At 47.1% G+C, this 26,812-nt stretch carries 24 protein-coding genes and 1 tRNA gene; 18 read left to right on the plus strand and 7 right to left on the minus strand.

Going from position 1 to position 26,812, the window contains the following annotated elements:
* Positions 1 to 113: 113 nt before the first annotated feature.
* Positions 114 to 2,288 (minus strand): HAD-IIB family hydrolase, encoded by a 2,175-nt coding sequence (locus SYN6312_RS12890; RefSeq protein ID WP_015125324.1) that lies wholly within the window; start codon positions 2,286 to 2,288, stop codon positions 114 to 116.
* 197 nt (positions 2,289 to 2,485) lie between these two features.
* Between SYN6312_RS12890 and SYN6312_RS12895 the strand changes: the two genes are divergently transcribed.
* Positions 2,486 to 3,985 (plus strand): glycoside hydrolase 100 family protein, encoded by a 1,500-nt coding sequence (locus SYN6312_RS12895; RefSeq protein ID WP_015125325.1) that lies wholly within the window; start codon positions 2,486 to 2,488, stop codon positions 3,983 to 3,985.
* A gap of 102 nt (positions 3,986 to 4,087) precedes the next feature.
* Here the strand turns inward: SYN6312_RS12895 and SYN6312_RS12900 are convergent, their stop codons facing one another.
* Positions 4,088 to 5,230, minus strand: a complete 1,143-nt coding sequence (locus tag SYN6312_RS12900; protein WP_015125326.1) for a S49 family peptidase — start codon at positions 5,228 to 5,230, stop codon at positions 4,088 to 4,090.
* 44 nt (positions 5,231 to 5,274) lie between these two features.
* On the minus strand, positions 5,275 to 6,432 hold the full coding sequence (locus SYN6312_RS12905) for an AI-2E family transporter (protein WP_015125327.1): 1,158 nt from the start codon (positions 6,430 to 6,432) through the stop codon (positions 5,275 to 5,277).
* 190 nt (positions 6,433 to 6,622) lie between these two features.
* On the opposite strand from SYN6312_RS12905, the gene serA reads away from it, so the two are divergent.
* A complete protein-coding gene (gene serA, locus SYN6312_RS12910; protein ID WP_015125328.1) occupies positions 6,623 to 8,203 on the plus strand; it encodes a phosphoglycerate dehydrogenase in 1,581 nt (526 codons plus the stop codon).
* A 35-nt stretch (positions 8,204 to 8,238) separates the two neighbouring features.
* Positions 8,239 to 9,162 carry a 50S ribosomal protein L11 methyltransferase gene (gene prmA, locus SYN6312_RS12915; RefSeq protein WP_015125329.1) on the plus strand — a complete coding sequence of 308 codons (924 nt, stop codon included), beginning with the start codon at positions 8,239 to 8,241 and terminating at the stop codon, positions 9,160 to 9,162.
* A gap of 14 nt (positions 9,163 to 9,176) precedes the next feature.
* Here the strand turns inward: prmA and SYN6312_RS12920 are convergent, their stop codons facing one another.
* Positions 9,177 to 9,533: a DUF6464 family protein gene (locus SYN6312_RS12920; protein ID WP_015125330.1), complete on the minus strand. Its 357-nt coding sequence runs from the start codon at positions 9,531 to 9,533 to the stop codon at positions 9,177 to 9,179.
* A 459-nt stretch (positions 9,534 to 9,992) separates the two neighbouring features.
* On the opposite strand from SYN6312_RS12920, the gene SYN6312_RS12925 reads away from it, so the two are divergent.
* The 11 genes from SYN6312_RS12925 (at position 9,993) to SYN6312_RS12980 (ending at position 22,487) form a co-directional block, all read left to right on the plus strand.
* The gene (locus tag SYN6312_RS12925; protein ID WP_172636058.1) at positions 9,993 to 10,943 is read left to right on the plus strand and encodes a CsgG/HfaB family protein; all 951 of its coding nucleotides are present in this window, start codon (positions 9,993 to 9,995) and stop codon (positions 10,941 to 10,943) included.
* A 170-nt stretch (positions 10,944 to 11,113) separates the two neighbouring features.
* Positions 11,114 to 12,667, plus strand: a complete 1,554-nt coding sequence (locus tag SYN6312_RS12930) for a Gldg family protein (protein WP_015125332.1) — start codon at positions 11,114 to 11,116, stop codon at positions 12,665 to 12,667.
* Between the two features lie 34 nt (positions 12,668 to 12,701).
* Complete coding sequence (locus tag SYN6312_RS12935) at positions 12,702 to 13,466, plus strand: C40 family peptidase (RefSeq protein WP_015125333.1); 765 nt, start codon at positions 12,702 to 12,704, stop codon at positions 13,464 to 13,466.
* Between the two features lie 21 nt (positions 13,467 to 13,487).
* Positions 13,488 to 13,958, plus strand: a complete 471-nt coding sequence (locus SYN6312_RS12940) for a TIGR00725 family protein (RefSeq protein WP_015125334.1) — start codon at positions 13,488 to 13,490, stop codon at positions 13,956 to 13,958.
* 104 nt (positions 13,959 to 14,062) lie between these two features.
* Positions 14,063 to 16,930, plus strand: coding sequence for an isoleucine--tRNA ligase (ileS, locus tag SYN6312_RS12945; RefSeq protein WP_015125335.1), 2,868 nt, complete (start codon positions 14,063 to 14,065; stop codon positions 16,928 to 16,930).
* 17 nt (positions 16,931 to 16,947) lie between these two features.
* Positions 16,948 to 17,190, plus strand: coding sequence for a hypothetical protein (locus SYN6312_RS12950; protein WP_015125336.1), 243 nt, complete (start codon positions 16,948 to 16,950; stop codon positions 17,188 to 17,190).
* Between the two features lie 399 nt (positions 17,191 to 17,589).
* Positions 17,590 to 18,969, plus strand: a complete 1,380-nt coding sequence (locus SYN6312_RS18405; RefSeq protein ID WP_015125337.1) for an N-acetylmuramoyl-L-alanine amidase — start codon at positions 17,590 to 17,592, stop codon at positions 18,967 to 18,969.
* A 46-nt stretch (positions 18,970 to 19,015) separates the two neighbouring features.
* The gene (locus tag SYN6312_RS12965; RefSeq protein ID WP_015125338.1) at positions 19,016 to 20,041 is read left to right on the plus strand and encodes a hypothetical protein; all 1,026 of its coding nucleotides are present in this window, start codon (positions 19,016 to 19,018) and stop codon (positions 20,039 to 20,041) included.
* A gap of 41 nt (positions 20,042 to 20,082) precedes the next feature.
* Positions 20,083 to 20,898 carry an N-acetylmuramoyl-L-alanine amidase gene (locus tag SYN6312_RS12970; protein WP_015125339.1) on the plus strand — a complete coding sequence of 272 codons (816 nt, stop codon included), beginning with the start codon at positions 20,083 to 20,085 and terminating at the stop codon, positions 20,896 to 20,898.
* 95 nt (positions 20,899 to 20,993) lie between these two features.
* Positions 20,994 to 21,704 carry a hypothetical protein gene (locus tag SYN6312_RS12975; protein WP_015125340.1) on the plus strand — a complete coding sequence of 237 codons (711 nt, stop codon included), beginning with the start codon at positions 20,994 to 20,996 and terminating at the stop codon, positions 21,702 to 21,704.
* Between the two features lie 57 nt (positions 21,705 to 21,761).
* The gene (locus tag SYN6312_RS12980; RefSeq protein WP_015125341.1) at positions 21,762 to 22,487 is read left to right on the plus strand and encodes a CBS domain-containing protein; all 726 of its coding nucleotides are present in this window, start codon (positions 21,762 to 21,764) and stop codon (positions 22,485 to 22,487) included.
* A 293-nt stretch (positions 22,488 to 22,780) separates the two neighbouring features.
* On the opposite strand, the gene SYN6312_RS20135 is transcribed toward SYN6312_RS12980, so the two are convergent.
* The 3 genes from SYN6312_RS20135 to brnA form a co-directional block, all read right to left on the minus strand.
* On the minus strand, positions 22,781 to 23,044 hold the full coding sequence (locus SYN6312_RS20135; RefSeq protein ID WP_216594150.1) for a DUF5615 family PIN-like protein: 264 nt from the start codon (positions 23,042 to 23,044) through the stop codon (positions 22,781 to 22,783).
* Between the two features lie 10 nt (positions 23,045 to 23,054).
* A complete protein-coding gene (locus SYN6312_RS12990) occupies positions 23,055 to 23,342 on the minus strand; it encodes a DUF433 domain-containing protein (protein ID WP_015125342.1) in 288 nt (95 codons plus the stop codon).
* Positions 23,343 to 23,461: 119 nt separating this feature from the next.
* Positions 23,462 to 23,707 carry a type II toxin-antitoxin system BrnA family antitoxin gene (brnA, locus tag SYN6312_RS19055; protein WP_371257404.1) on the minus strand — a complete coding sequence of 82 codons (246 nt, stop codon included), beginning with the start codon at positions 23,705 to 23,707 and terminating at the stop codon, positions 23,462 to 23,464.
* A gap of 3 nt (positions 23,708 to 23,710) precedes the next feature.
* On the opposite strand from brnA, the gene SYN6312_RS21055 reads away from it, so the two are divergent.
* The 4 genes from SYN6312_RS21055 to SYN6312_RS13010 all read left to right on the plus strand — a co-directional run bounded on the left by SYN6312_RS21055 (position 23,711) and on the right by SYN6312_RS13010 (position 26,156).
* Complete coding sequence (locus SYN6312_RS21055) at positions 23,711 to 24,046, plus strand: transposase (RefSeq protein WP_051021026.1); 336 nt, start codon at positions 23,711 to 23,713, stop codon at positions 24,044 to 24,046.
* A gap of 423 nt (positions 24,047 to 24,469) precedes the next feature.
* Complete coding sequence (locus SYN6312_RS13000; RefSeq protein WP_015125343.1) at positions 24,470 to 24,775, plus strand: hypothetical protein; 306 nt, start codon at positions 24,470 to 24,472, stop codon at positions 24,773 to 24,775.
* Positions 24,776 to 24,835: 60 nt separating this feature from the next.
* Positions 24,836 to 24,909, plus strand: a tRNA-Pro gene (locus tag SYN6312_RS13005).
* Positions 24,910 to 25,049: 140 nt separating this feature from the next.
* Complete coding sequence (locus tag SYN6312_RS13010; RefSeq protein WP_015125344.1) at positions 25,050 to 26,156, plus strand: tyrosine-type recombinase/integrase; 1,107 nt, start codon at positions 25,050 to 25,052, stop codon at positions 26,154 to 26,156.
* The last annotated feature ends 656 nt before the right edge of the window (positions 26,157 to 26,812 follow it).

Here is a 26,812-nt window from a genome sequence, read left to right on the forward strand (position 1 = left end):
GGCATGGATTGGATTACCCAGATGCGGCTAGGGGGCTCCTACAGAAAAAGGTTGATCAGCAATGCTACTGGGAGATCTAAGGTTCTAGGGCAGTGCTTGGTCAGGTTCTCAAATTAGAGTTTTTGAGGCGGTTCTAAAAAGCCGTAGTGGGCCATCCCCTCCAAAATTCCCCCGGCATAGTGGGCCTGGGCAAAATAGATGCTGTCGTGTTTTTTGAGTTTCTGCAACTCGGGACTGTGATTACCCACCACTACAGCCAAGGTATTGCCCATCAACATTTGTTCATCATTGCCAGAATCGCCAGCCACTATTAAATTTCCCATGGCAAAGTTCCATTTGAGGGCAAAGTAGCGGAGGGCATCCCCTTTAGAGGCGCGCAGGGGCAGTAGATCTAAAAATTGTTCATGAGAATAAATACCTTGGACATGGAGTTTTAGCCGTCTTAAGTGGCGGAGAATCTGGGTCAGGGCTGGGGCAATATCAGGCTCAACCAAATAGCTAATTTTATGGGGACGTTGATTCTCTTGGGATTGGAGGGTAATTCCAGGAAAATCGGCCATGGCCTGACGGACTAAATCGGGCCGCCAACGATGATTGATATGGTGCTTCCAACTGGTATCAGGGGTTAATTTCGGGCCGTAATAAATTTCACTACCCACAGATGTAATAAACACATCCGGCCATGGGACATTCCACTCATCTAAAATTGCAATGGCACTTTCCAAATGGCGGCCGGTAGCCACACCAAAGCCGAGATTTTCATCCCGCTCTAGGGCAGACATTAACTCCCGCAGGCTCTCTGTATCTCCCAGTAAGGTATTGTCAATATCGCTAATTAGCATCCGATCTGTTTCTAAAAGGCGATGGCGAACGGGATGGGGCGGGGCGAGGGTGAGGAGTTGGCGCACTGGGTTGAGGACTGAAATGCTGGTGTTGGTGGAAAGATGTCGAATTTGTTGGAGATACTGTTGAACGTGGCTCGTCCAAGCATAGTGTTGACGGACTCCAGCTATTCCCTGGGCTGACCAGGCCTGCCATTGGGCTGGGTTTTCTAGGGCTTGGTGGAGGGCTTGGCGAATGTCATTTGGGTTGAGTGGGTCAAACAACAGGCCATTGTGACAGTGGGCAATAATATCCCGCGGTCCCCCATCCGCAGTTGCTAAAATCGGTAAGCCACAGGCCCCCGCTTCAATGAGGGTCAGGCCAAAGGGTTCCGTCAGGGCTGGATTGATGAATACCCCATGTAAGCGGGCTGCTAAGCGATAGAGTTCGGGCACATCATCGGCCTGGTGGGTTTTGGGATAGGCCACTTTGCCATAGAGGTCATAGCGATCAATCAGCAGGAGTAGCTCTGTTAAAACCTGTTTGGGGCCACTTTCACTTTTGGCGATGTCCTGGCGATTGCCCAACACCAAGACTAGATTAGCCCAGGCCTGCAACTCGCGGTCTTCCCCATACACCTTCACCAGGGCCGCCACGTTTTTCTTGGGCACTGGCCTGGACAAACACAAAATCATCGGCTTTTCCGGCTCTAATAAAAACCGCTCTAGCTCGGCCTGAATTGGAATCGGAGGTAAAACATCATCTCGGTTGTAGGGATAAAAGCGACTAATATCCAGGCCTGGGGGAATCACCACCATCTGCTGCGGCCGATAATGATCGTAAAGACGGTACTGTTCGGCAATTTCTTGGTGGGTACTGGCAATGACCAGATCCCCACTGCCTAAGGTAGTTTCCTCGGCCTCAATCCGGGTGGCAAAATGGAACTGCTCCTCAATGACATCCGCCTTAGCCCCCTGAGCCAGCATCCGTTGACGTTTGACTCGGCCGAGAGAATGGCCTGAAAACACTAAGGGCACCCCCAACCAACCTGCGACCCGACAGCCCACATAGCCGGCATCAGCATAATGTCCGTGAATGACAGTGGGTTTATGGGCCACGGTGCGGAGATACTTTAGTAATTCATCGGCAAAAACATCCAGGTAGGGCCAAAGAACTTCCTTCCGCAAATAACGGCGGGGCCCACAGGCTAAACGAACAATCTGCGCTTTTTCTGAGAGGGGTTCAATGGCCTGGGCATAGTCAGGGCTAACTTTGGGATCATCCACCAGCCGGGTGACGAGATCGACTTGGGCAACTTGGGGGTGTTTAGCCAGTTCTCGAGCTAGCTCTACCACATACTTGGTTTGTCCCCCCGTATCTGCATCTCGCCCCAATTCCAGATTGTGCCCCCGAATCAGACCATGGACACTGATTAACACGAGGTAAAGGGGATGGTCTTGGATCATGATTTATAGTACTGCTGCCAGCGTGTTGCTCAGGGGGGAGAGGGCCAGTGATGCCCACACCGGCTTTCTGACCAAAGTTCAAGATACTCCTGAGCTGAATATAATCCGCCCACGCCAGCTACAGTTCTCCAGATGAAACGACTTCCCCTCTTAGAATAAAGCCAGGCCCCTCCACTGTCTTGTTGGACAATTATTGAATGTCTCCCACCGCCTCTTTGCCCAGTACCTCCCAGGACATCCTCGAAACTGCCCGCCACCTCCTCTATAACAAGGCCCTTGTCTATTTCCAGGGCAAACCCATTGGTACTATCGCCGCACTTCCCCAAAAAGTTCGCAACTACAGTAATGGTCAGGTATCGGTCTCAATTCCTGGCGAGGATTTGAACTACACAGAGGTGTTTATTCGGGATAATGTCCCCTCCATGCTCTATTTTTTGGTGGATGATCGTCCCGAAATTGTTCGGAATTTTCTCGATATTTGCCTGAGTTTGCAAAGTCAACAGCCCCAGACCGCAGGTATTTTTCCCACCAGTTTTCATGTGTCCGCCACAAAACTCACTGCTGATTATGGGCAACGGGCGATTGGGCGAGTTGTTTCTGTGGATGCGACGTTGTGGTGGTTAATTTTGGCCCAAGTCTATAGCCAGTGGACTCAGGATTGGGGATGGGCAGCCCAAGAAACAGTCCAGCAGGGACTAAAACGGTTTTTGCGCTTGATTTTACATCCAGGGTTTCGGGAAGCCCCTACCCTGCACGTGCCCGATGGTGCGTTTATGATTGATCGTCCCTTAGATGTTTGGGGCGCGCCCTTAGAAATTCAGGTGTTATTGTATGGGGCGTTATTGAGTACAACCCATTTAATATTACAGGGGCGAGGCCGAGAACTTCAGGAGGATGAACGTCAGCAGGTGGAGCAGTCTTTAGATTTAGCAATTCGCTTACGCCGCTATCTCCTCAAACATTATTGGCTTAATTCCCGGATTGTCCAAATTCTCCGCCGCCGCCCGACAGATTTATATGGCGATCGAATTGTCAATGAGTACAATATTCGCACTGAAACCATTCCCCATTGGCTGCAAACCTGGCTTGGCGATCGAGGGGGGTATTTAATTGGCAATGTTCGGACGGGTCGCTTAGATTTTCGTTTCTTTACCTTGGGTAACTGTCTGGCGGCAATCTTTGATCTGCTGCCCCGCCCCCAACAGAAAGCCCTGTTTCACCTGATTTCCCAGAACCGGCATGAACTCTTTGCGGAAATGCCCCTGCGCATCTGCCATCCTCCTTTAGATCATGAGGATTGGCGCAATAAAACCGGTTACGATCCCAAAAATAAGGTCTGGTGTTATCACAATGCGGGGCATTGGCCCTGTTTATTTTGGTTTTTAGTCATTGCGATCTTACGGCAAGAATCTCCCACCGATGAATTAGTTGCCGACAGTTATGCCTATCATCGCCTCCTCAAGGACGGTTACGAAACCCTTTTATCCCGTTTACCAGAACAACAATGGGCAGAGTATTTTGACGGGCCAACGGGGGTTTGGATTGGTCAACAGGCCCGTGCCTATCAAACTTGGACGATTACTAGCCTGCTGTTATCGGAGCATTTCCTCATTCGCAAATCCGCAGATAAACAGATTATGAACCTGCCCTCATTGGGTTCCTTAATTCGGCAAAAACAAGCACTACAAGCAGGATAGGGTGACTCATTTAAGTTTAAGGAATGTCAGAAGCGGCTTGGGGGCCGTTAATCATCATCACCCTAGCCGGGTTGCTGATCACAGTCTTGATAACATGGTGGTCTAGGGCTGGGCTGGGGGTAGGGTTTGGCAGTGTTGATGAAGGTTGCCGTAGTAGGCCAGGGCGCGATATTGGGTGAGGGTGCAAGTTTGGACATTTAACCAGGCCTGTTGCTCTGCGATCGTTTTTTGGCGTGCCCCTAAAATTTGACTGAGGAGAGACTGACGGTCAGGACGAATCCGCACGAGGGCATAGTCACCTTGAATATTGGCAGCTTTAGCCAGGGCTTCTAGGGCTTGGGGTCGGTTGCTGGTGCCATCAATTAAGCCATAGGCCTGGGCCTGCTGATTGCCAAAAATCATGGCTCCCATTTTCTCGCGGATAGTTTCGGGTTTGATTGGCCTGGCCTGGGCGACATGGTTGACAAAATTGCTGTATTCCTGATCCACACCGGCCTGGAGTTGTTGCAGTTCTTCAGGGGTTGGCCGCCGAAAGGGATTGCCTAGATCTTTGCCCCGCCCCCCGGAAATGGTCACCGATTCAATGCCGCCAGTGGTGGTTACGCCCCCTCCCAGTAAGCCCTCATTCATGGCTGTGGGTTTATTGTAGTAGGTGAGATTCGGGCCTAAGATGCCAATACTGCCCACATAACTGCCATAGTCGGCATAAATTTTATCGGCCCCCACCATTGCCCATACGCCCCCAGAGGCTGACAGTCCCTCGACAAAGGCATAGACTGGATGACCTGTTTTTTCCTGATAGGCTTTGATACCGTCATAGATGGCCTGGGAGCCAAAGATGGTGCCGCCGGGTGTGGTGATTTCTAGGAAGACGGCCTTAATGGTTTTATCGTCAGCGGCTTTTTTGAGGTCTGCCTGAATGTCATAGCCATAGGTAATCCCCATCAAGCTGCCAAAGTTAAAGGGATCATTTCCCTCCGTTGGACTACCGAGGATGGGGCCGTTGATATTAATTTTTAAAATTCGCTGCGGACTGTCTTCTTGGCCAGAAATGAATTCGTAGGGCTCGCTGTCCTTGGCCTGGCCGCCCCCAAGCAACAAGCCCAAAATCACAATCAAGAGGGTAAACCCTGTGCCAATCACCGCCAAACTCATGAAAAAGCTAAAGGTGCCAAAGAAGATACTGCTCATTTGTCTGAGGGTACTTGGCCAAAAGGGGGGTAATGGGTCGCCAGACTTACTCATGGGTTGTCCTACATATCAACGTCAATAAAAGAGGGAAACCTCCTCTAAGATAGCGGGGAGAGTCCCTCACGGCCGATGGGTTCTGCCTCAGTGGGGGTTAGATTTTCGGGGGCTGCTAAGGGTTCATCCCAACGGGAGCGCAGACTGATCAGGGCGGTTTTAATCACCACGGCAATTGGCACAGCCACCACCACCCCCAAGAGTCCGCCCACCTTGGCCCCCGCTAAAATGGCTAAAAACACCCAGACCGGATTCAGACCGGTGACACTGCCAATGATGCGGGGGGCAATTAGGTTTTCTAAAATCTGCTGCAAGATAAATGAACCCGCCAAGACCCGTAGCCCTAACCAAGCATCCTGTAAAGTCACCAATAAAGTCACGGCAATAATCCCGACTGTACCGCCAAAGGGAACCAGCGCCATAATCCCAATCGTGATCCCAAAAAGCAACCCAAAGGGAACTTTCAAAAATAGGAAAATGGTTACCAGGCCCACCCCCATGCAAGTCCCGAGAATCAGTTGCCCGATGAAGTAATTTTGAAAACTGCTGCGAATGGTTTCGGAGGTGCGCCCACGCATCGGGCTGGGGAGCCAAGTCACGAGACTATCCCACAGTTCATCCCCATGCTGAAGCAGATAGAAGGTCAAAACAGTGGTTAGAATCACATTAATAACTACATCAACCACACTGCTGACGGTTCCCAGGAGAAGGTTAAGGGCTTCCCGGGCCACGGCCTGGAGTTGTTCTTTGAGACGTTCCAGCAGTTGATTGGCCAGGGCATCCACATCGACAGTGATCGGTAAATTTAAGGTATCCAACCACTGACCAAACTCTAAGAGCCGCTGCTGCCCTGAACCGACCCACTCCGGTAAGCGGACGACCAATTGCTGGGCCTGATTCAAGACTACCGGCACTAGGGTTACGCCCAGGCCAGCCAGAATTAACAAAGTCAATAGAAAAACAACAATGGCTGCTGGCCCCCGTAAATTCCCTTGGGATTCAATCCAGGTGACTGGGTAATTCAGAATAAAGGCCAGGAGCGAGGCGAGGACGAGAACGCCGACCAAGGTGCCAAAGTAACTGGAAATCGAAGCAAAGGCCCAAAAATTGAGGGTAAGGATCGGCCCGGTTAAACCAATAATTAACAGACGCGTTGGTAACGATAGCTGCTGCCACCAATTAAAGCCGTGGGACTGGGCCATGACCACACTCCAGAGGGACTGCTCTTATTATTCACCAGCCCATTACCCTTCCGGCAACCTTCTCGCCTAACTTCAGTCCGTGGGAGCGGGACACTGTTTGCTAAAATGTCATGTTGGGCCATCCAGCCGTTGCCAGGCCAAATCCGATCCTGTCAAACTTTACTCATTTACTCATTCTCAACCAAAAATTATGCCAAAGGTTCTTGTTTCCGATCCGATTGAACAGGTGGGTTTAGATTTGTTGGCGCAAGTGGCCCAGGTAGATGTCCAAACGAATTTATCTCCAGCCGAATTAGTCGCGATTATTCCGGGCTATGATGCCTTGATGATTCGCTCTGGAACCAGGGTCACGGCCGAAGTGATCGCGGCGGCCAATCAACTCAAAATTATTGGTCGGGCCGGTGTGGGTGTAGATAATGTAGATGTCCCGGCAGCGACGCGCAAAGGCATTGTGGTGGTTAATTCCCCAGAAGGCAATACGATTGCGGCGGCGGAACATACCCTGGCCATGATGCTGTCTTTAGCCCGTCACATTCCCGATGCCAACGCCTCTTTAAAAAGCGGGGCCTGGGAGCGCAAACCGTTCACCGGGGTTGAAGTTTATAAGAAAGCTCTAGGGGTGATTGGCCTGGGGAAAATTGGCTCCCATGTGGCAACGGTGGCGCGGGCGTTGGGAATGCGGATTTTAGCTTACGATCCCTATCTTTCGATTGAGCGGGCAGAGCAGTTGGGCTGTCGGTTGGTGGAGTTGGATGTTTTGTTCTCAGAATCTGACTTTATTACGCTCCATTTACCGAAAACCCCGGAAACCCAGCATTTAATTAATGCCGCAGCCTTAGCCAAGATGAAGCCGACTTGCCGGATTATTAACTGTGCTCGCGGCGGGATTATTGATGAGGCGGCCTTGGCAGATGCCTTAAAAGCTGGAAAATTAGGCGGGGCGGCCCTAGATGTGTTTGAAACGGAACCCCTGAAGGAATCTCCCTTGAAAGAGCTGGGCCTGGAAACAATTCTCACCCCTCACCTCGGAGCCTCAACGGAGGAAGCCCAGGCCAATGTGGCGATTGATGTAGCTGAACAAATTCGGGATGTCCTGCTGGGTTTACCGGCCCGGTCGGCTGTGAATATTCCCGGATTGCGCCCGGATGTCCTGGAAAAACTCACCCCCTACATGCAACTGGCAGAAACCCTGGGAAATTTGGTTGGGCAGTTGGCGGGCGGCCGGGTGGAGTCCCTAGAAGTCCGGTTACAAGGGGAACTCGCAACCAATGATAGTCAACCGATTGTGATTGCGGCCCTGAAAGGATTGCTCTCTCCGGCTCTGCGGGAACGGGTGAATTACGTCAATGCCGGGATTGAAGCGAAAGAGCGGGGCATCCGGGTGGTGGAAACACGGGATTCTGATGAACGGGACTACACAGGGTCTTTGCAGTTAATTGCCAAGGGCCCCTTGGAAACTCGCTCTGTCACGGGGGCCTTGTTGGGGGCCGATGAGTTACGGATCACCAGTATTGATGATTTTCCGATTAATGTGCCGCCAACCCGCTATATGTTGCTGACTGTGCATCGAGATATGCCCGGTATTATCGGTAAGATTGGTTCACTTTTGGGGAGTTTTAATGTCAATATTGCCAGTATGCAGGTGGGGCGGAAATTAGTCCGCGGCGATGCGGTGATGGTGCTCAGTATTGATGACCCGTTACCCGAAGGCCTGCTGACGGAAATTACCAAGGTCTCTGGGATTCGGGATGCCTATATCGTTAACCTGTAAGTCAAGTTCTGCTTTTTGAGCCGTGGGTTTGATCCGTGATTAGCCGCTGGTGGGAAATTAAGGTAACACTGCCCCCGGTCAGTTCGGAACAACGGGAATTAGCCGAAGAAACCATCTATTGGCGACTGCAAACCTTTGGCTGTCAGGGCATGGCCACAGAATATCAAGTGAGTCGGGGCTTAACCATTCGGGCCTATTTACCCCACCACCAGGCCAGCCTCTTGGATATTTCTGCCTTAGGGGTTTGGGTGCAACAGGACGTGATGGGACTACACCAGGCCCGCCCACGGTTGCAATGGCAGTTAATGGATGAGGAAGACTGGGCCCACAGTTGGCAACAATATTGGCATCCTCAGGAAATTGGTGAGAAGTTTTTGGTTTGTCCGGCCTGGTTAACTACACCCCCGCTCCATGAGCGATTTTTAATTCTCCTAGATCCAGGCATGGCCTTTGGCACCGGTACTCATCAAACCACCCAACTTTGTCTGGAAGCTCTGGAAATGCAACTGGATGATACCTTTGAACCCTTGGGACAGTTGACCTTGGCTGATATTGGCTGTGGCAGTGGAATTCTCTCCGTGGCAGCTTTGTTACTGGGGGCAGAATTTGTCTATGCCGTGGACTTAGATCCCTTAGCGGTACAGGCCAGCCAGGAAAACTTTGCCCTGAATCATCTCAAGCCGGAACAATGGTCTGTTACTGAGGGGAGTATTGAAACAATTCCTCAACCCGTTGATGGGCTGATCTGCAATATTTTGGCGGATGTGATTATCTCTCTAGTGCCCAGGTTAAATGCGGTGACAAAACCCGGGGCCTGGGGGATTTTTAGTGGGCTGCTGCTGTCCCAAGCGCCTGATGTGACTACGGCCCTGGAGGAGATTGGCTGGACGGTCAGTAGTGTTTGGCGGCGGGATGATTGGTGTTGCTTAAATGCCCTGCGCTCAACAGAAGTGGGATAGATGGCCTGGGGCTGCTAGGGTTTGGTTTGATAATAGGGACAGTCCTGACAGGGGCCAGCTGGGTTGACCGCACAGCGCAAAATGGGTGAGTGGGCATTAAACCTGCAGGAGCTATCGCCAATGATCCAGGCCCCATTGAGCAACTGGCGATCTCCATCCTGGGGGGCCGTCTGCAAATAAAGGGCAATTTTATTGAGTTGATAGCGGCCTGACCGGAGTTGATAGCGATGTCGGCGTTCCAAGACCGTATAGGTTTGTCCCTGATGATCCAAGCAAGATCCGGGCTGCGGTGTCCAATCTAGATAAACTTGTCCTAAGACTTGCCGGGGATTGACGAGATGGAGTTCAGTCGGGAGGTCAGCCGCAGTCATGTCAACAGCCAAAAATCGGTCTTTTCATTAAACGCCATTATGCCCTTGTTAGTTCTTTTTTCCCAGTCTGGCAACCCAGAAGTCTTGCTACTTATGGCGCGAATGCCAAGATGCCAAGGGCTTATTATCAATTCAGCCAAATAAATTACCTCCAGAAAATTACAGGCAGTTTTATTGCAACAGATCCTAATAACTCGCTATCCTCTAGCGGGAGTGAGTCTCAGAGTATGGCACTGCAAAAGCATGGCCTGTGAACTACGGCGGGAAGCTCTGCCCAGGTGCCAGATAACGCCTTAGACAACGGCTCAGGCCACAATTGCGCCGCGATTTTGGGTTTATGCTGGGGTTAGGTTTTAGAAAATCTATCCCAGACGTGATCAAATGGAAATATCCAGAATAATGCGGTTTGGTTTGTTAGTTGCCGCAACTTCAGCCCTACTCCAACTTGATTTGCCTAGGATGACTGGTGCAAACTTATCCATTAATCAGACTGTGGCCTGGTCGCAGCCTAATCCTTCCCGCAGACGTATTGCTGTTTTAGACTTTGAATTTGCTAGCACCGGCCTGACTGGGGCAGGGTTAGGAAGTGGCAGTGCCTATGGAAGTTATGGCCCCTCGAAAGGCGTTAGTGACCTGTTGACCAATAAGCTGGTTCAAAGTGGCAACTTTATTGTTGTTGAACGCAGTCAAATTGAAAGGATTATTCAGGAGCAAAATCTTGGGGCTTCGGGGCGGGTGGATGCAGCAACAGCGGCCCAAATCGGTAGGATTCTTGGGGTTGACGTTGTCATTTTGGGGTCAATTACGAAGTTCAACCTGGAACAAAAACAATCCGGTGGCTTTGGTGGGTTTGGCATTGCGGTTTCGGTGAACGAATCTAAGGCCAATGCGATTGTCCAACTCACAGCCCGCTTAGTTAGCACCAGCACTGCCGAAATTTTAGCAGTAGCCCAAGGGGAGGGACAAACCTCAAAGCGGGAGAATCAAGTGTCTGTGGCTGGATTTGGGGGCGGGTCAAATACCAATAATATTGACTCTTTATTGAGTGGTGCAGCAGAGATCGCGGTGAGTCAGTTGGTGACGGAAATCAACAGTAATGCCGAGAAAATTAGCCTACTGCCAGCCGTCCAACCCGCCCTGAATGCGGTCATCGCCGATGTTACAGGGCCGCAAATTACCCTCAACCGAGGTGGGAATGATGGCTATCGTCCAGGGATGAAACTGCGAATTGAGCGGATCGTCAAAGAGGTCAAAGACCCCACCAGTGGCCAAGTTTTACGAACCATTACTCAACCCATCGGACAAATGACCTTAACGGAGGTGGATGCTCGCTCATCCCTCGGGATTGTGAACTCTGGAGTCGGTATAAAAGTTGGTGATGTCGCAAAACCGATTTCATCCTCGCCCTAGGGAATCACGAACTTTTTGCAGGTCATAGCCTTTGTCTTCAGTTAAATAATGCTGAATTGTGATTCCGTTTTATTAAGATTAAGGGTGTTATTGCCAACTTCGGTAGCCGTCGCGACCCGGCCAGGCCTGGAGATTGGTACAGAATCTATCCAAAGTTTAGGGCGATTGTCTTGAAACGTTTGTCTTTACCCCGTCAGTTCAATCCACAGCTTCTCGGTGTTGCTGCCCTCTTTCTCTTGATTATGGGTATTGCCGCCGGGATCGTCAGTGGCAGTTGGGGGTTACTTCCAATCCTTCTCTTGGGTCTGGCGGGTGGACTTCTCCTGGCCTGGTTAGTGATGCAAACCCGAATTTCCCCTGGATTCTGGGGACGGCGTTCGACCCAAACCAGTGCAAATAACCTTTTGTCTTTAATTGCTGTTCTGGCTCTTTTGGGTATCCTCAATTTTCTTGGGGTGCGCTACGGGACTCAATTTGATCTGACAGAAAACCAGCAGTTTACCCTAGCATTGGAATCTCAGGAGGTTCTCAAAGATCTAAAACAGCCAGTTAATATCCTAGTTTTTGAGAGCAATCCCCCCAGTAGCCAGCGTCTGCTTTTGGAGCAATTTCAACGCCAAAGCCAAGGGAATGTGAGTTTTCAATTCATTGATCCGACTGAGCAACCGGGGTTAGCCAAAAAATTTAATATTCAACAAACTGGGGAAGTCATTCTCGAGTCAGGGAATCGCAGCCAGCCCCTAGAAGGAGAACTAAAGGAAGCCAACCTCACCCCTGCCTTGGTTAAAGTGACTGGAGATCAAACGACCCGAGCCTACTTTACCCAGGGTCATGGCGAGTTACCGTTGTCTGGGGGTAATGACAGTCTCTCCCAGGCCGTGGATGTTTTAAACAAGCGCAATATCCAAAGCGAACCCCTGAATTTATTGACAAATCCCCAAGTGCCAGCCGATGCCAATGTGGTGATTGTGGCTGGGCCGCGCCAACGTTTCCTGGCCCCGGAAGTCAGGGCTTTGGAGGCGTTTCTCAAAGCAGGTGGCAGTGTTTTGTTGATGCTGGATCCCGATGTGGATGCTGGCCTGGAACCACTGCTCAATGCTTGGGGCGTAAAGCTAGATAACCGCTGGATCATTGATGGGTCTGGGGTGGCACAACAGGTGGGCCTGGGGCCGGATACGGTAGTGGCCTTTGACTACGGGACTCATCCCATTACCCAAAAATTTGCCCAAGGCCCCGCTCTTTTTCCTAAGGTACAGGCGGTCTTAGTGGCTCCCAATCCAAAAGATACAGTGGTCAATCTAGTCAGCAGTAGCCCGCAAACCTGGGCAGAATCAAATTCTCAGGCCGAGAGCTTTAGTTATGATGCCAACCAAGATCAAATCGGCCCCTTAGCCTTGGGGGTCGCCATTACTCGTGAACTCTCGCCTCAAAATCAAGCCAATGGAACCAAGCCCGAAGATGCCCGTTTGATTGTGTTTGGAGATTCCGGTTTTGCCAGCAATAGCTTCTTTGAACAGGGAATTAATGGCGATTTATTTGTCAATTCCATTCTTTGGTTAGGGGAACGGGATGATCAACCCCTGAGTATCCGGCCCAAAGATGCCACGAATCGCCGTCTATCCCTGAGTGTGGCTACGAATCGCTGGGTGATTTTGATTAGTATTTTATTGTTGCCGCTGTTGGGATTTGGGCTGGCGGTCGGGGCCTGGTGGCAACGGCGGTGATCTCCCTCCTGACTATTCATTGGGAAACTAAATTATGGTGACTTGGGCCGAACTGATCGGTTTACCCGCTTCCCAGTTCTATCGGATTACCCACCCCTTAAATATCTATGATTCGCCGGCCTTAAGCTCCTTGGCAACCCAGGCCTGGGCAGGGCGTTATTTACAACTTTTCAATCTGCCACCCGAAAAACCGAGTTACCGGACAGGCTATGAAATTCTACTCTGGGAAGATCAGTATCCAGGTTGGCTGGCCGGGGAAGATTTAGCCCATTTAGAGCCGACCCCCCTGTTATCCCCCCCGAAACAACTTAAACGGGACGAGATTCTCCAGAGAATTCCGGCAATTATCGAGTTCTGTCACATGGCCCAAACCCGCTGTCATACCTATCTTTGGGGCGGAACCTTGGGGCCAAGCTATGATTGCTCTGGCTTAATCCAGGCCAGTTTTGCGACAATGGGAATTTGGTTGCCTCGTGATGCCTATCAACAGGAGGGAGTTGTGGCCCCAATTCCTAATCCTGGTGTAAATCCCGATGATGTAGTCCCATATTTAGAATCGGGGGATCTAGTTTTCTTTGGCCCGCCTCTAAAAGCAACCCATGTGAGCTTGTATCTTGGGGATGGACAGTATCTCCACAGTTCCGGCAAAGATCAAGGTCGCAATGGAATTGGCATGGATTCACTACTGCTTCAAGATCACCCCAACCCTGATCCGATTTCCCAGGCCTACTATCAGCAATTTCGCGGGGCCGGCCGAGTCATGACTAGTTTTAGTCCAAATCTTGAGGGGATTGATTGAGCAAAACTGCGAGGTAAATGGATGACTCAAACCTTAATTGCAGTGGTCGGGGCAGGTGTTGCAGACGCGGAGGTAATGGCCCAGGCCGAGGTCGTGGGTCAATTAATCGCAAGTCAGGGATGGGTCTTAATCTGTGGGGGCCTGGGAGGGGTCATGGTGGCGGCCTGTCGGGGGACTAAACTTGCTGGGGGCCAAACTATCGGAATTTTGCCGGGGCCAGATCCCAACGCGGCCAATCCTTGGGTAGATATTGCCATTGCCACGGGGTTAGGAGAAGCTCGCAACACTATCATTGCCCAGGCCGCCGCGGGACTCATTGCTGTTGGTGGGGAATTTGGCACCCTCTCAGAAATTGCTTTTGCCTTAAAGTTAGGAAAACCCGTGATTGGCCTGGGGACGTGGCAGCTTTATCGTCAGGGTGAGTTGGATCAGACTATTCAGATGGCCGAAGATCCGCAGATGGCCATAGCTCTCCTAAAAGCTTTAGTCTAAGAACCCGTTCCCGGAATTTTCGATCATACAATGGTAAGAATCTGACGATTTTCGACCTTTGTGCCCCTTAGTTCCTAGATTCATCACCCCATAAGCCACCCCCTATGTCTGAGAGCCTGTACAAAGATACGGTTAACTTGCCCAAAACAGCCTTTGATATGCGGGCCAATGCGGCAAAACGAGAACCTGAAATCCAGGCCTGGTGGCAAGAGCAGCAGATTTACGAAACTCTTTCCCAAACTAACCCCGGCCCCCGATTTACCCTGCATGATGGCCCTCCCTATGCCAATGGGGCGCTCCATATTGGCCATGCGATGAACAAAACCCTCAAGGACATCATCAATAAGTACCAACTGCTCCAGGGTCAAAAAGTCACCTATATTCCGGGTTGGGATTGTCACGGCTTACCGATTGAACTGAAAGTCCTGCAAAACCTGAAACCGGAAGAACGGCGGGGCCTGGATGCCTTGGGATTACGTCAAAAAGCCAAGGAATTTGCCCTCAAAACCGTGGATGAGCAGCGTCAAAGTTTCCAGCGTTATGGTGTTTGGGGGAATTGGGATCATCCCTATCTAACACTCAACCCTGCCTATGAAGCGGCCCAGATTGGGGTTTTTGGGGAAATGGTGCTCAAGGGCTATATCTATCGGGGCCTAAAACCTGTCCATTGGAGTCCGAGTTCCCAAACGGCTTTGGCGGAAGCAGAGTTAGAATATCCAGAAGGCCATGTTTCCCAGAGTTTGTATGCGGCCTTTGAAGTCACTTTTCTCTCCCAACCGCTACAGCTTCCCTTGGATTCATTTCTGGGGGAATTGGGAGTTGCGATTTGGACCACGACTCCTTGGACAATTCCCGGTAATTTAGGGGTGAGTGTTAATCCTGAATTGGTCTATGCCGTTGTCGAAGTTGGTCAAGATGCCCCAGGCCGGTTTAAGTATCTCATTGTGGCTAAGGATTTAGTTGAGCAACTGGAAACGGTTTTAGGAACAACCTTGACAATCCAGGCCACGGTCATGGGCAAAACCCTAGAACACACCCGCTATCGGCATCCCCTGTTTGAGCGTGAAAGTGAAGTCCTGATTGGTGGGGATTATGTCACAACCGAATCCGGAACTGGCTTAGTCCACACCGCCCCAGGCCACGGGTTAGAAGACTATGGAGTCGGTCAACGCTATGGATTACCGATTTTGTCGCCCGTGGATGATCGGGGGAGTTTTACCGAAGAAGCGGGGGAATTTGCCGGATTAAATGTTTTGGGCGAAGGTAATACCGCCATTATTAAAGCCTTAGAAGAGGTTGGCGCACTCCTCAAACAAGAACCCTACAACCACAAATATCCCTACGATTGGCGCACCAAAAAACCGACGATTTTCCGGGCCACAGAACAGTGGTTTGCTTCCGTTGCGGGATTCCGGGATGCTGCCCTAGAAGCGATTGCCCAGGTGAAATGGATCCCAGCCCAAGGGGAAAACCGGATTACCTCCATGGTGGCCGAGCGTTCCGATTGGTGTATTTCCCGACAAAGAAGTTGGGGTGTCCCGATTCCCGTTTTCTATCACACCGAAACCAATGAACCTCTGTTAAACTCCGAAACCATTGCCCACGTCCAGGCCCTGATTGCAGAACACGGCTCAGATATTTGGTGGGAATTATCGGTAGCAGAACTATTGCCAGACTCCTACCAAGAGGTGGCGGATCAGTATCGCAAGGGCCTGGATACGATGGATGTTTGGTTTGATTCTGGTTCCTCTTGGGCAGCAGTCTTAGGGGAAGACTTATACCCAGCGAATTTGTATTTGGAAGGGTCGGATCAGCATCGGGGTTGGTTTCAATCCAGTTTGCTCACGAGTGTTGCCGTCAAAGGCCAGGCCCCTTACAAATCAGTTTTGACTCACGGGTTTGTCCTGGATGAGCAAGGCCGGAAAATGAGCAAATCCCTCGGTAATGTCGTTGATCCGAAAATTGTCATTGAAGGTGGTAAAAACCAAAAAGAAGACCCAGCCTATGGGGCTGATGTTTTGCGTCTGTGGGTGTCGTCTGTGGATTACTCTACGGATGTTCCGGTCGGGAAAAACATTCTCAAGCAACTCTCGGATGTCTATCGCAAAATTCGCAACACCGCCCGATTCTTATTAGGAAATCTCCACGACTTTGATCCCAGCCAAGATGCGATTCCCTATGCCCAACTGCCGGAATTGGATCGCTATATGCTGCATCGGATTAGCGAAGTCTTTACGGATGTCACGAATGCGTTTGAAAGTTATCAATTCTTTCGCTTTTTCCAGACGGTGCAAAACTTCTGTGTTGTGGATTTGTCCAATTTCTATCTTGATATTGCTAAAGATCGCCTCTATATCAGTGCTGTCGATGCCCCCCGCCGCCGCAGTTGTCAGACCGTTCTCGCTATTGCCTTGGAAAATTTAGCCAAAGCCATTGCCCCGGTGTTGTGCCACTTGGCTGAAGACATTTGGCAGTTTCTTCCCTACTCAACGCCCCATAAATCAGTGTTTCAATCCGGTTGGGTTAACCTGAGCGAAAATTGGCATGATCCACAACTGGCAACTCGTTGGCAAAAACTCCGGGAAATTCGCACCGAAGTTAACAAGGTTTTAGAACAGGCCAGGGCTGATAAATTTATTGGTTCACCCTTAGAAGCAAAACTCTTACTTCATATTGCTGATCCTGAATTGCGAGAGAGTTTAACGGACTTTAATCCTGATAGTTTGAGCGGCAATGGCGTGGATGAATTACGCTATTTATTCCTGACCTCTCAAGTTGAGTTATTGGATTCTGCCAGTTTATTATCCGAGTTGAAGTATCAGGTAGAAACAGGGGGCCTGGGGATTGGAATTGTCAAAGCCGATGGTGAAAAATGCGATCGTTGTTGGAATTATTCAGAGCGAGTTGGCAAAATTGAGGCTCATCCTCTGATTTGTGAGCGATGTGGAGCGGCTTTACAGGGACAGTTTTGATCCTGATGAGGTGAAACATGAATGCCCAACTGATGATTCAACCCTCCTCCTTTATTGATGCTGGAATCCAAATAAAGCCAGTTCGAGGGCTGTTCTTGTTCAAATTCAGCGAAAATTTAGAAGAGCGGTTAGAGGCTCTGAACGATAAACGACGGGAATCCACATTATCAAAAGATGAAGAAGTAGAACTGACGGGAATTTTGGAACTCGACCGAATTTTTACACTGCTTAATGCAAAGATTATTGCCGAGTCTGCCTAGATATGGCGATTTCCAAAGAGATTCGTCAGAGCGTTCGAGAGCGGGCCAAGTATCTTATGTAAATACTGTCACTCTTCTGAAGAAGCCAGTGCAGCCCGTCTTGAAGTTGATCATATAGTGATATCGAATTTGACTGGCTATTGGCCCCATTCTCATTAACGAAAGACTGAATTCGTCGTAAATCTCTAAGTTTGTAAATTTTTGTGTCGAGATTGAACACTTTTAGGAAGTAAGCTACTACTATCCTAGTCAAAGCTTATCAAACAGCATTATCACCTTATGTTTTTTGAGCATAGGGGTTATTTTCTAAACAATATTAAAGGATGGAAAACAAATCAAGTATTTATATACTTTAAAATTTAAAAATTCCAACTTAAGCTTAACACTGAGGAATCAGGTATGTTTTACACATGGAATGAGTTGGTTAGGGCAGTGGCAACAACTCCCATTCAGTTTCCAAAACTAAAGGTTGCCTACTTATCCCAATGTATTCTTGAATCAGGCAGAGGAACTAGTTTCTTATTTAATGAGGCTGGTAATCCAACTGGAATGAAATGGCGTGACGAAATGAATGGTTTTGCTGAAAGGATCATGCTTGTAACGCCAACTCAGCCTGACGGGCCAGAATGGTGTCTTTGGCGTAAACCAGAAGACGCAATCAAGGGATATTGGCGTTTTATCTCCCGTCCTGTTTACAGTGGCTGGGAAGCTCATGGTAACGATCCAAAAGGGTACATTAGGCATTTACATAAACGTGGATATGCTACTGATCCCGAATATACAGATAAAGTAACAAAACTATTTGAAGAAGCGAATGAATTGCTTGCAAATTCAGGTGGAGCAGTCTCTAATAATTTTTCAGAAGTTTCTGCTGCAACTTCAGCCACTTGGTTCCTATTTTCTATCTCTCCAGGAGATGCGCCTCTTGTTCATGCCATGTCGGGCTCAAAAAGTGTTGACAGTATCGCTTCTTCGTCAAAACAAGATTTAATAGCGTTTTTAAAGGCATTTCCTAACGCTCGCACGTACGCAGTTGCACCAGACAGCAAGCTAATTTCAGATAGTGAAGCTGATGCTATTTTTGCAGCAGCCAGACACCCTGCAACGGCATTCAAGTTTTATCGGGAGTCAACTGCAACTCCAGCAGTCGTAGCCCTAGACTCAAGTAGTAAGGGTGTAGATATCCTCAGAAGTAAACTAAAAGCAGATTTATTAAGCTTTCTTGATAAATACTCAAATGCAAAGACATTTGAAGTCGCCGAGATTGATGATCCAGAAGTTAAACCTGGGCCAGGCTCTTTTGACTCTATATCAAAACCCATTGTAACCTGGGAGGCAGGTTGTCCCCACTTTAGTTCTCGCAATGGCCAGCTGATTACATCGATCGTCGTTCACTACACAACTTCACGCAATATTAATGGCACAATCTCGTGGTTTAAGAACCCTATTTCTAAAGTATCGGCTCACTATATTATTGGACAAGATGGAAAAATTGTTCAGATGGTTAGGGATAGTGATAAAGCATGGCATTGTTTTGGCTTCAATTCTAACTCCATAGGTATTGAACATTCTGCCGAAGCTGGCGATAAATTAACTCCTTCTCAAGAAAAATCATCTGCAGCCCTTATTAAATGGCTTCTTAAGGAATATAATATTCCAACGAATAAAATCTATGGACATCGCTGGAACCCAAATGTACCAGGTGGAACTCCTTGTCCAGGAGATTTATGGCCAAGCATTGGCAGCTTAGAAGATTGGATTCGTCGAAACGTGAGTTAATTAAGTGCTTTCAATATTTTCACCTTGATGAGATTCGGAATCAAACATGAAATTGCAAGATATTCTTAATGACAACCTGGTGCTTACTTTAGAGCAACTTCAAGAAGATACAGAGCTATTAAAGCAGATTGAAACAAGGTTAAGCGAACTGAATCTAATTGATGTTTCGACAGTTAATGGAGTTTGGAAAACCGCTACAGAGACAGCCTTATCATCTTTTTGTGACTCAGCATTTTTGAATAATATGACCACAAAGCTGTTTGGTCGAACTTTCGCCAAGAAGCTACTAGAAATCTCAGCTCCGCTTTCTATCCCTCAGCCAATAGCTAGCATAAACCTAAATTTAAGTGGAAGTGTAGGTAGAGGTGGAGATAACATCAACAGAGATGTGGCAGCTGTTAAAAATCGCTTGTGTGACTTGGGATTTTCCTGGATTGGTCGAAATGGAACTATGGATGAAGAGACAATCCGTACTATTGAACTGTTTCAGGCCATTATTGATGGAAAAGTCAATGTTTTAGGTGTTGATGGCCGGATTGATGTGAATGGTAAAACAAAAAAGTACCTAGAATCCGCTAAAGCTCCAAGATGGCAAGAAATGCCGCGCGGCTCATCTAGAGAAGGATTTATTAACTTCGATAATATGCAAGGGGATACTCATGATTTTGGAACTAGCTGGATGGTAGAAGTAATCCAGGAGTCAGCTAGAATTTATACAACTAGTCATCGAAATTCAAACCCAAATTCAGCTCTAATTGTCACTAATAATCTAAGTGTTGCTCGTGGTGGAGATACGCCTATACACGCAACTCATGAGACAGGATTATCATGTGACATATTACTTCCCAAGAAAAATGGGACTTTTGGTGGGATTACATTTAGAAGTATTGAATATGATCAAGCTGCCATGGAAGCAATGTTGCGTGCAATAAGAAAGCAGAATAAATATAGGATCAATCGAATTTTCTTTAATGACTTTTCTCTTGTTGCAAAAGGTCTTTGTCAAAATTTAAATGATGGTGGAGTACATGATAATCATGCTCACATAGATATTCTGCCACCTCAATTCTAGTTTAGCGTGAAGGTTTCTTAAATACTCTAGAGGTTAAAATTATGTCTTGGTTAAAACTAACAAAACAGTCGCTTTACTTGATGGGGAGTAACTCTAATTGTTTTGTCAAAAAAGTAGATGTTTCTTCCTCCAATTCAAAACCTTCGGAGCTGAGGCTTTCTATTCCTTTAGATTGGTTTTCGGGCAGAGATGTGCCTGGCTCTATGGTAATTGACCTAGAAAGTGATGAGCCTGATGCTTGTCTTGTTTCTGTACCTACCCCAGCAGCAAGTACCCCGGTCTCCATAGCAACTACTGCTGGTCAAACTCTTGTTGGCAAGCGAATCGTTCTTGACCCAGGCCATGGAGAAATTGATGGTGGTGTGAACGATCCGGGAGCTGTTAACGTCCCTCTTGGAAAAAATGAACGAGATCAAGTACGGAAACAGGCTGATATTATCAAAGCGCAATTAGAGGCTAATGGGGCAACAGTCAAAATTGTCGAGAATAATACTGGCAAAAGCCTAGGCCAAATTGGCTCAGAAGGTCAGGGTGCCGATTGTTTTGTTTCTCTTCACCTTAATGCGTTTAATAGAAGTGCTCAGGGTCATGAAGTATTTGCTCACACCGCAGGTACATCAGTTGACGTGGAACTGGCTACCAAGATCAACGATGCGCTTGATAAAGCCTTACCAATTACTAACAGAGGAGTCAAGCGGGCTGGGCTCGGTGTTCTAAGTGGAGTACCTCTTCCTGTTCCCGCCGTTCTTGTAGAGAGCTTCTTCATCGATTCCGTGCCTGATATACAAACTCTAGATCAATGGACTAATGATGCTGCAAAGGCGATTGCTGAGGGTGTCGAGGCTTTTCTGGCTTAAGAGGTTTTTGGGTCTTAGCTGATAAACCCTTAGTTAACGCATAAACATTCAATTTTTTAAAGCTCATCATCTTAAATATTAGGAGGATATCTAGAGTGGAGGAGCAAGAAACTAATGAATCAGATAATCTTGCTTCCGAAGAACATACTCAAAAATCTGAGGAAGGACAAGCAAAATCTGTTCGCGATAAAGAGCAACTTGAGGAATTCCTCGAAATAGATTATTCAGATGGACGACTGCCTGGTGATTACAAATCTGTATATCCAGAGAATGCCCGAAAAATTTATAGAAATGAAACCAGATTTTATGCGTTGGTAGCCGTTTTAACAATGTGCTTCTTATTCGGGTTATTTTTAGCACTAGTTGTATATGAGAAAAATTTAGAAGCCTATTATGAGTCTCCTTTTCTTTCTCCTTACAAGGGATCAAGGAGCTATCTAGCTGCTTCATTATTTCGACTGTTAATAGTTTTTTTATCAGGTGCTGCTGGAGGTTCTTTATTTGCTCTCCGAAATGTTTCAAACCTTATATTTTTAAGGTATTGGCATGAAGATCGCATTCTTTGGCGTATCAGTTTCCCCTTTATTGGTGGTGTTGTTGCTACGTTTCTTGCATTGTTAAATTTAGGAGGAATTTTAGCACCGTTCAGGGAAAATCAATTCTATTCTCCGACCTTTTGTGCTGGATATGGATTTGTGGTTGGCTATTTTTCAGATAGCGTTTTAAGAACTTTATCAAGAATAGCTGGAGATTTCCTAGAGAACATAAAATCTAGAGAGATGCACCAGACTCCAAAAAATAAGTAGAGTATATTTCAGATTTCTGTGCAAATATTTTCAAAATTTAAAGTTTAAGGAGAAAAAATGACTTCTGAACTTGATAAGAACAATGGAAAATGGTTTGATACAAGAACAATTTTGGCTGGATTCATTGTTGTTGCTGCTATCCTTGGTATCTCAGCTATATCAATAACAATAATTGTAGTTACTGATAGTGAAGATAATAAAGTTAGTGAGCGGGCACAGGTTGTTTTTAATGCGACCCTACCCCTTTTGGGTACATGGGTTGGCACAGTTTTGGCTTACTATTTTGCCAGAGAGAATTTTGAGACGGCTTCTCGCAGCGCTGAAAGACTTGTTCAATTGTCTCCACAGGAAAAGTTACAATCTACTTTAGTTGCAGTTGCTATGACTGCCAAAAGCAAAATGTTTTCTGCGGATAAAAACGAAGCGAAATTAGTCGAAATTTTGAAGGAAGCAAATGACAGAGGTTTTAGACGTATTCCAATTCTGACAACTTCAGCCTTCCCTAAATTTCTAATCTATAGAGATGATATCTTATACTATTTATTTGATAAGTCACAACAGGATCGTGATGGACTAACTTTACAAAATTTTCTAGATGATTCAACTGCGAATAAGAGGCCGTTTGCAATCGTTGGAGAAGATTCAACTCTGGCCGCAGCCAAAGAAGCAATGGACAAAATTCCAGATTGTCATGAGGTATTTGTAACTAAGAATGGTCGTTCTGACAGTGAAGTTGTCGGTTTATTAACCAATACAGATATTGAAAAATATTCCAAAGTCTAATTGCCAGAAGAACATAATAAATAGTATTGATTTGTTATGTTTCAATGAAATTATTTGTGCTTGAAAAGCTTTGGTTTCACCCTAGATTCCGTCAAGGGCTGTTCTTTGCCAAGGCCTGTGATGTTCAATTATTCTCACAAATGAAGACAACCTTTTATATTTGCGCAAGAGGCTTTATCTGTCCGCCATTCCCATTAAATCCAATTACTCAGAAATTCTAGCTCTCCCTAGATTTTTACCGAAGACTTAGTATTTATCAGCTTCAGCACTCCCCGTAACAAGTCGCCAACCCCCTATCGTTGCTGCGGAGCTAAGATAATTCCCCCATGAGACAAGCCTTGCTCGATTAGAGTAGTGTGCAATCGGTAAAAGTCTCTAGTATTGAAACTAAAAATAACTCGACCATTTTCCTTTGCCCAATTTAGCTGATCTTCATCCGATCTATGGAGCATTCCTATATCCCCAACTGTCAGGACATCCACATTGCGAGATCTCAAAGCTTGGACAAAGTCCTCATCCATTGAGTTCTCGTCAAGGTACAAGAGTATCTTGCTCATCTAAAATTCGTTAAACCCTTTTGCTGTGGAATCCTGCGAGCTTCCAGTATTCAGCGTCCTCTTCAGCCAAATCTGCTTCAATCTCATCACGATTCGCATGATAATAAGCCAAAGCAGCATAAACTTGGGCAAGGCTTAGATGGCTCATCCGACGAGCAATTTCTTCTGCATTTGCACCTTGCTTGTATAAAACAACAACTCGACGAACAGAGGTTCCTGTCCCTGTAATGACTGGGCGACCATTACCAATATCTGGGGAACCAGTGACTAATGTGCCGATATCAGTAGCAGCAGACATAGTTTATACCGTGGTGATGAGCTACAAATTATTCATATCAGTCTAACATTTTGCACCAGAGCGGAGAAATACGCTTTTGCTGTGATGAAAAATAATTTGTTGTCCGTCGAATTCAACCCTTAAACTACTTTGGCATCTAAATATCCGTGCAATCCAAGTCTTGATAATGTCTTGATAATTGCCTGTCTATGAACTCCCAATCGTGCACCTTCTTTATCTAAAGCCTCAACTATCCACACTGGGAAATCAACATTAACACGTTTAGTTTCCAATCCTGGACGTTTTGCAGAATTCAAATCAAAGTCTTCAAGAATTTCGCCACCTTCATCTTTTAAGAAAACAAGAAAATTAGGAAGCAGTGTAATTTAGTGATTTGCCAAATCAAGATTAAACACATCAAGCACCTACTCTTAAAAAATCACAGCAGTTTAACAAAGGAAGAGAAGCAAAATCTAGAGTACGTTCTCAATTGCTTGAAAAAATTAAGGTTGGCGTATGAGTTAAAAGAAGAATTTCGTAGCATTTATGAAACTGACCAACCTCCTGACAAGGCTAGGTTGACGTTTGAAAAATGGATGGAAAAATCTAGTCAGTTATTTCATGCATCAACTCAAATAATAAAAAATCACATTGATGGAATTTGTAACTATTTTTGGTGTCGAACTACCAGTGGGGTTATGGAAGGGATTAATAATAAGATTTAGGGGGATTAAACGTCAGGCCTATGGCTTTACAAGTTTTAGACATCTACGAATGAGGTTCATGGCTTACTTCTCTCATTAGTGTTACTTATCACCCTCTTCCAATGAGAGCCACCTGATCTAGCCAGCGTATCTTCCTTTCCGTTTTTATAAAAATTAACTAACTTCTCAGCCCTTCGCCAAACTTAACAGATACAAAAATATACTATCAACGGAGTGTAGACAATCTATGAGAGCTACATAAGGTTAGATACGGCTCTTCTTGTGATGTTTGCATAGCAGTCAGGGTGAAATTGCCCTTGATCCTTCACTGACCATTTGTTTGTACTCATTGCCTCGCAGATGCCCGACTCAGCATAATACCCATGAGCATAGCCCATAGAAGTCAGCTAAGATGCTTTCCATGTGTTGTGTGTAGGAAGTGGGATGGATAATTGCAACAGTCCTGAGTCAAACGAAGAATTAGTAGACATCATTAACCGTGTGCAAGCCCTTGTCCAGGCCCGTTTAGGGGATAGTGAAAAATTGCTAGAACTTCTACGGGTCTTAGAGCAATTGCATCGAGACATTCGGGATTATGCCTTTCAATCCGCCTTGCCCAAGAATCGTCAAGCCCTTTATAAATTACTACGAACCATTGAAAAAGAACGGGGTTGGCCCTACATCCCAGTCATGCCCTTGGGTGAATTTTGCCGCCACTTAGAGGAAGACGTAACACCTCCAGCGAAATAAAGCACAAAGATGCCTTAGCTTTTCCGTCAATTCAGTCAAGATGCTATGCTGAAAAAACTACGGGATGTAGCGCAGCTTGGTAGCGCACTTCGTTCGGGACGAAGGGGTCGCAGGTTCAAATCCTGTCATCCCGATAGGTTGGGGAACCATTACACAATAAGGCTTTTGGGAGTTCCAAACGACTTCTAAAGGTCATTTTTAATGTCAATAAGACAGAGAACAAAGACCGTTATGGGTTGTTTGGGGTTGTAAATTTACCCCGGAATTTACCCCGATGTTTAAGGTCACGATTGAGAAACACGGATCACGATTACAGCTCCGTTGGCAGTATTTAGAGAAGCGTTACACCTTAGCGGTGGGGATGCCTGACTCTGTAGTTGGGCGATCTAAAGCAAAACAGATTGCTGGCCGGATTGAGCAGGATATGGCGACTGGGCATTTTGACCCAACCCTTTTGGCGTATAAACCCCGGAAACTGGGCAAGACTCGGACTGAATTAAGCTGTCCCGAACTGTTCCAGGCTTTTACCCAGGCCATGAGCAAAGAGAAAGGACTATCCCCAGGCTCACTGTGTCGGTATCAAGGTGTGCTGGCCCATCTCAAGCGGTCACTCAATATTGAAGCCCATGCAGTTAGCCAGCAACGGGCGGGAAACTTGACGGCGGTACTCATGGAACAAGTCTGTGACCGTACTACTAAGGAGTATCTTTGGTTGCTGGAATCATGCTGGACATGGGCTAAAGGGAAATATCACATTGGAGAATCAAACCCTTGGGCAGGCCTGGCAAGCAAAATCAAGGCATCTCCCAGACAAAAAGTGAAACCCTTTACTGAGGCTGAAGTTAAGACGATTCTGGCGGCATTCAAGACCAACCGATATTACTCCCACTACTTCGAGATGATCTGTTTTCTTTTTGGAACCGGGGCAAGACTCGGGGAAGTTGCGGCGTTGCGATGGAAGCATTTATCGAGTGACTTTTCCCTGGCCTGGATTGGCGAAACCATCAGCCGGGGCAATCATCGCAAGTCCACAAAGACGGGCAAATCAAGGGAGGTTATTTTATCCCCAGGCCTGGTGGCTATGTTGCAATCACTCCATGAGAAACGGAAACCGAAACCCGATGATTTGATTTTTCCCAGCCCAAAAGGGAAGCCAATGGATGACAAGAATTTCCGGCGGCGGGCCTGGTCAACAATTCTCAAGCGGCTAGACATTCCGTACAGGAAACCTTACTTCAGCCAACACAGCGTAATTTCCCACGCTCTAGCGAATGGAGCAAGCCCGTTAGGTGTTGCAAGCCAGAGCGGCCATGATCCCAGAATTTTGTTTCAAAACTATGCAAGTACAATTCGCAATCAATCCGTTTTTGTGGAGTTTTAAAAATGTCATTACCCCAGATCAACCTTGATAACAAGCCATTCCCTAGTGAACTTGATTTTTCAGAAATGCGAGCAATAATCCCAAATTGGGAGGATTTTTGTGGGCATCATGCAGTGACCATGAAGCGGTTGCTGTTCTACTTTTTTCGAGAATCCCAGCCGGAATTACGGTTAATTGAAAGCATTTGTGATCAGTCTAGGCTAGGGTTTTCTGCTTTGCTCTGAGCGCGTTGGATTCGAGCGTACTACCAAATCTTATTTGGGGCATTTTGGGCTAACACTAGGATGGATGAATTTCTGGGACAGCGATTCGACAGCTACCGGAATACTGAAAATGTTTTTAATGCTTTCGCAAAAATCTTAAATGATAGGAAAACTTCCGATGATGTTGTGCTGCACCACCCTCTTGTGTCTGAATATGACCGTTTACAGCAGAGGTAAAGCCTCGCGGATTATCAGAAGTGGCAGAAACTTCCCAAAGACTCTTTACCCTCCACCTCCCAATGTCCTTTCTGTGGTGTGATTTTCACCTTTAACAGGGGAACAGGAATTACTAAAGCTCCTTCCCATTGCGGCGATCTGAATTGTGAGAAAGCTTATGGTCGCTAATCTCAGCGAGCAAAACTCAATCCAGCTGATCAATGGGTAGCGGCATTT

Source organism: Synechococcus sp. PCC 6312 (genome assembly GCF_000316685.1).
GTDB lineage: Bacteria > Cyanobacteriota > Cyanobacteriia > Thermosynechococcales > Thermosynechococcaceae > Pseudocalidococcus.

Excerpts from the sequence above, each read along its gene's own strand:
- SYN6312_RS12890 (WP_015125324.1), bottom strand. The coding sequence starts at position 2,288 with ATGATCCAAGACCATCCCCTTTACCTCGTGTTAATCAGTGTCCATGGT.
- SYN6312_RS12895 (WP_015125325.1), top strand. The coding sequence starts at position 2,486 with ATGTCTCCCACCGCCTCTTTGCCCAGTACCTCCCAGGACATCCTCGAA.
- SYN6312_RS12900 (WP_015125326.1), bottom strand. The coding sequence starts at position 5,230 with ATGAGTAAGTCTGGCGACCCATTACCCCCCTTTTGGCCAAGTACCCTC.
- SYN6312_RS12905 (WP_015125327.1), bottom strand. The coding sequence starts at position 6,432 with ATGGCCCAGTCCCACGGCTTTAATTGGTGGCAGCAGCTATCGTTACCA.
- serA (WP_015125328.1), top strand. The coding sequence starts at position 6,623 with ATGCCAAAGGTTCTTGTTTCCGATCCGATTGAACAGGTGGGTTTAGAT.
- SYN6312_RS12920 (WP_015125330.1), bottom strand. The coding sequence starts at position 9,533 with ATGACTGCGGCTGACCTCCCGACTGAACTCCATCTCGTCAATCCCCGG.
- SYN6312_RS12925 (WP_172636058.1), top strand. The coding sequence starts at position 9,993 with ATGACTGGTGCAAACTTATCCATTAATCAGACTGTGGCCTGGTCGCAG.
- SYN6312_RS12935 (WP_015125333.1), top strand. The coding sequence starts at position 12,702 with ATGGTGACTTGGGCCGAACTGATCGGTTTACCCGCTTCCCAGTTCTAT.
- SYN6312_RS12940 (WP_015125334.1), top strand. The coding sequence starts at position 13,488 with ATGACTCAAACCTTAATTGCAGTGGTCGGGGCAGGTGTTGCAGACGCG.
- ileS (WP_015125335.1), top strand. The coding sequence starts at position 14,063 with ATGTCTGAGAGCCTGTACAAAGATACGGTTAACTTGCCCAAAACAGCC.
- SYN6312_RS12950 (WP_015125336.1), top strand. The coding sequence starts at position 16,948 with ATGAATGCCCAACTGATGATTCAACCCTCCTCCTTTATTGATGCTGGA.
- SYN6312_RS18405 (WP_015125337.1), top strand. The coding sequence starts at position 17,590 with ATGTTTTACACATGGAATGAGTTGGTTAGGGCAGTGGCAACAACTCCC.
- SYN6312_RS12965 (WP_015125338.1), top strand. The coding sequence starts at position 19,016 with ATGAAATTGCAAGATATTCTTAATGACAACCTGGTGCTTACTTTAGAG.
- SYN6312_RS12970 (WP_015125339.1), top strand. The coding sequence starts at position 20,083 with ATGTCTTGGTTAAAACTAACAAAACAGTCGCTTTACTTGATGGGGAGT.
- SYN6312_RS12980 (WP_015125341.1), top strand. The coding sequence starts at position 21,762 with ATGACTTCTGAACTTGATAAGAACAATGGAAAATGGTTTGATACAAGA.
- SYN6312_RS20135 (WP_216594150.1), bottom strand. The coding sequence starts at position 23,044 with ATGAGCAAGATACTCTTGTACCTTGACGAGAACTCAATGGATGAGGAC.
- SYN6312_RS12990 (WP_015125342.1), bottom strand. The coding sequence starts at position 23,342 with ATGTCTGCTGCTACTGATATCGGCACATTAGTCACTGGTTCCCCAGAT.
- SYN6312_RS13000 (WP_015125343.1), top strand. The coding sequence starts at position 24,470 with ATGGATAATTGCAACAGTCCTGAGTCAAACGAAGAATTAGTAGACATC.
- SYN6312_RS13010 (WP_015125344.1), top strand. The coding sequence starts at position 25,050 with ATGTTTAAGGTCACGATTGAGAAACACGGATCACGATTACAGCTCCGT.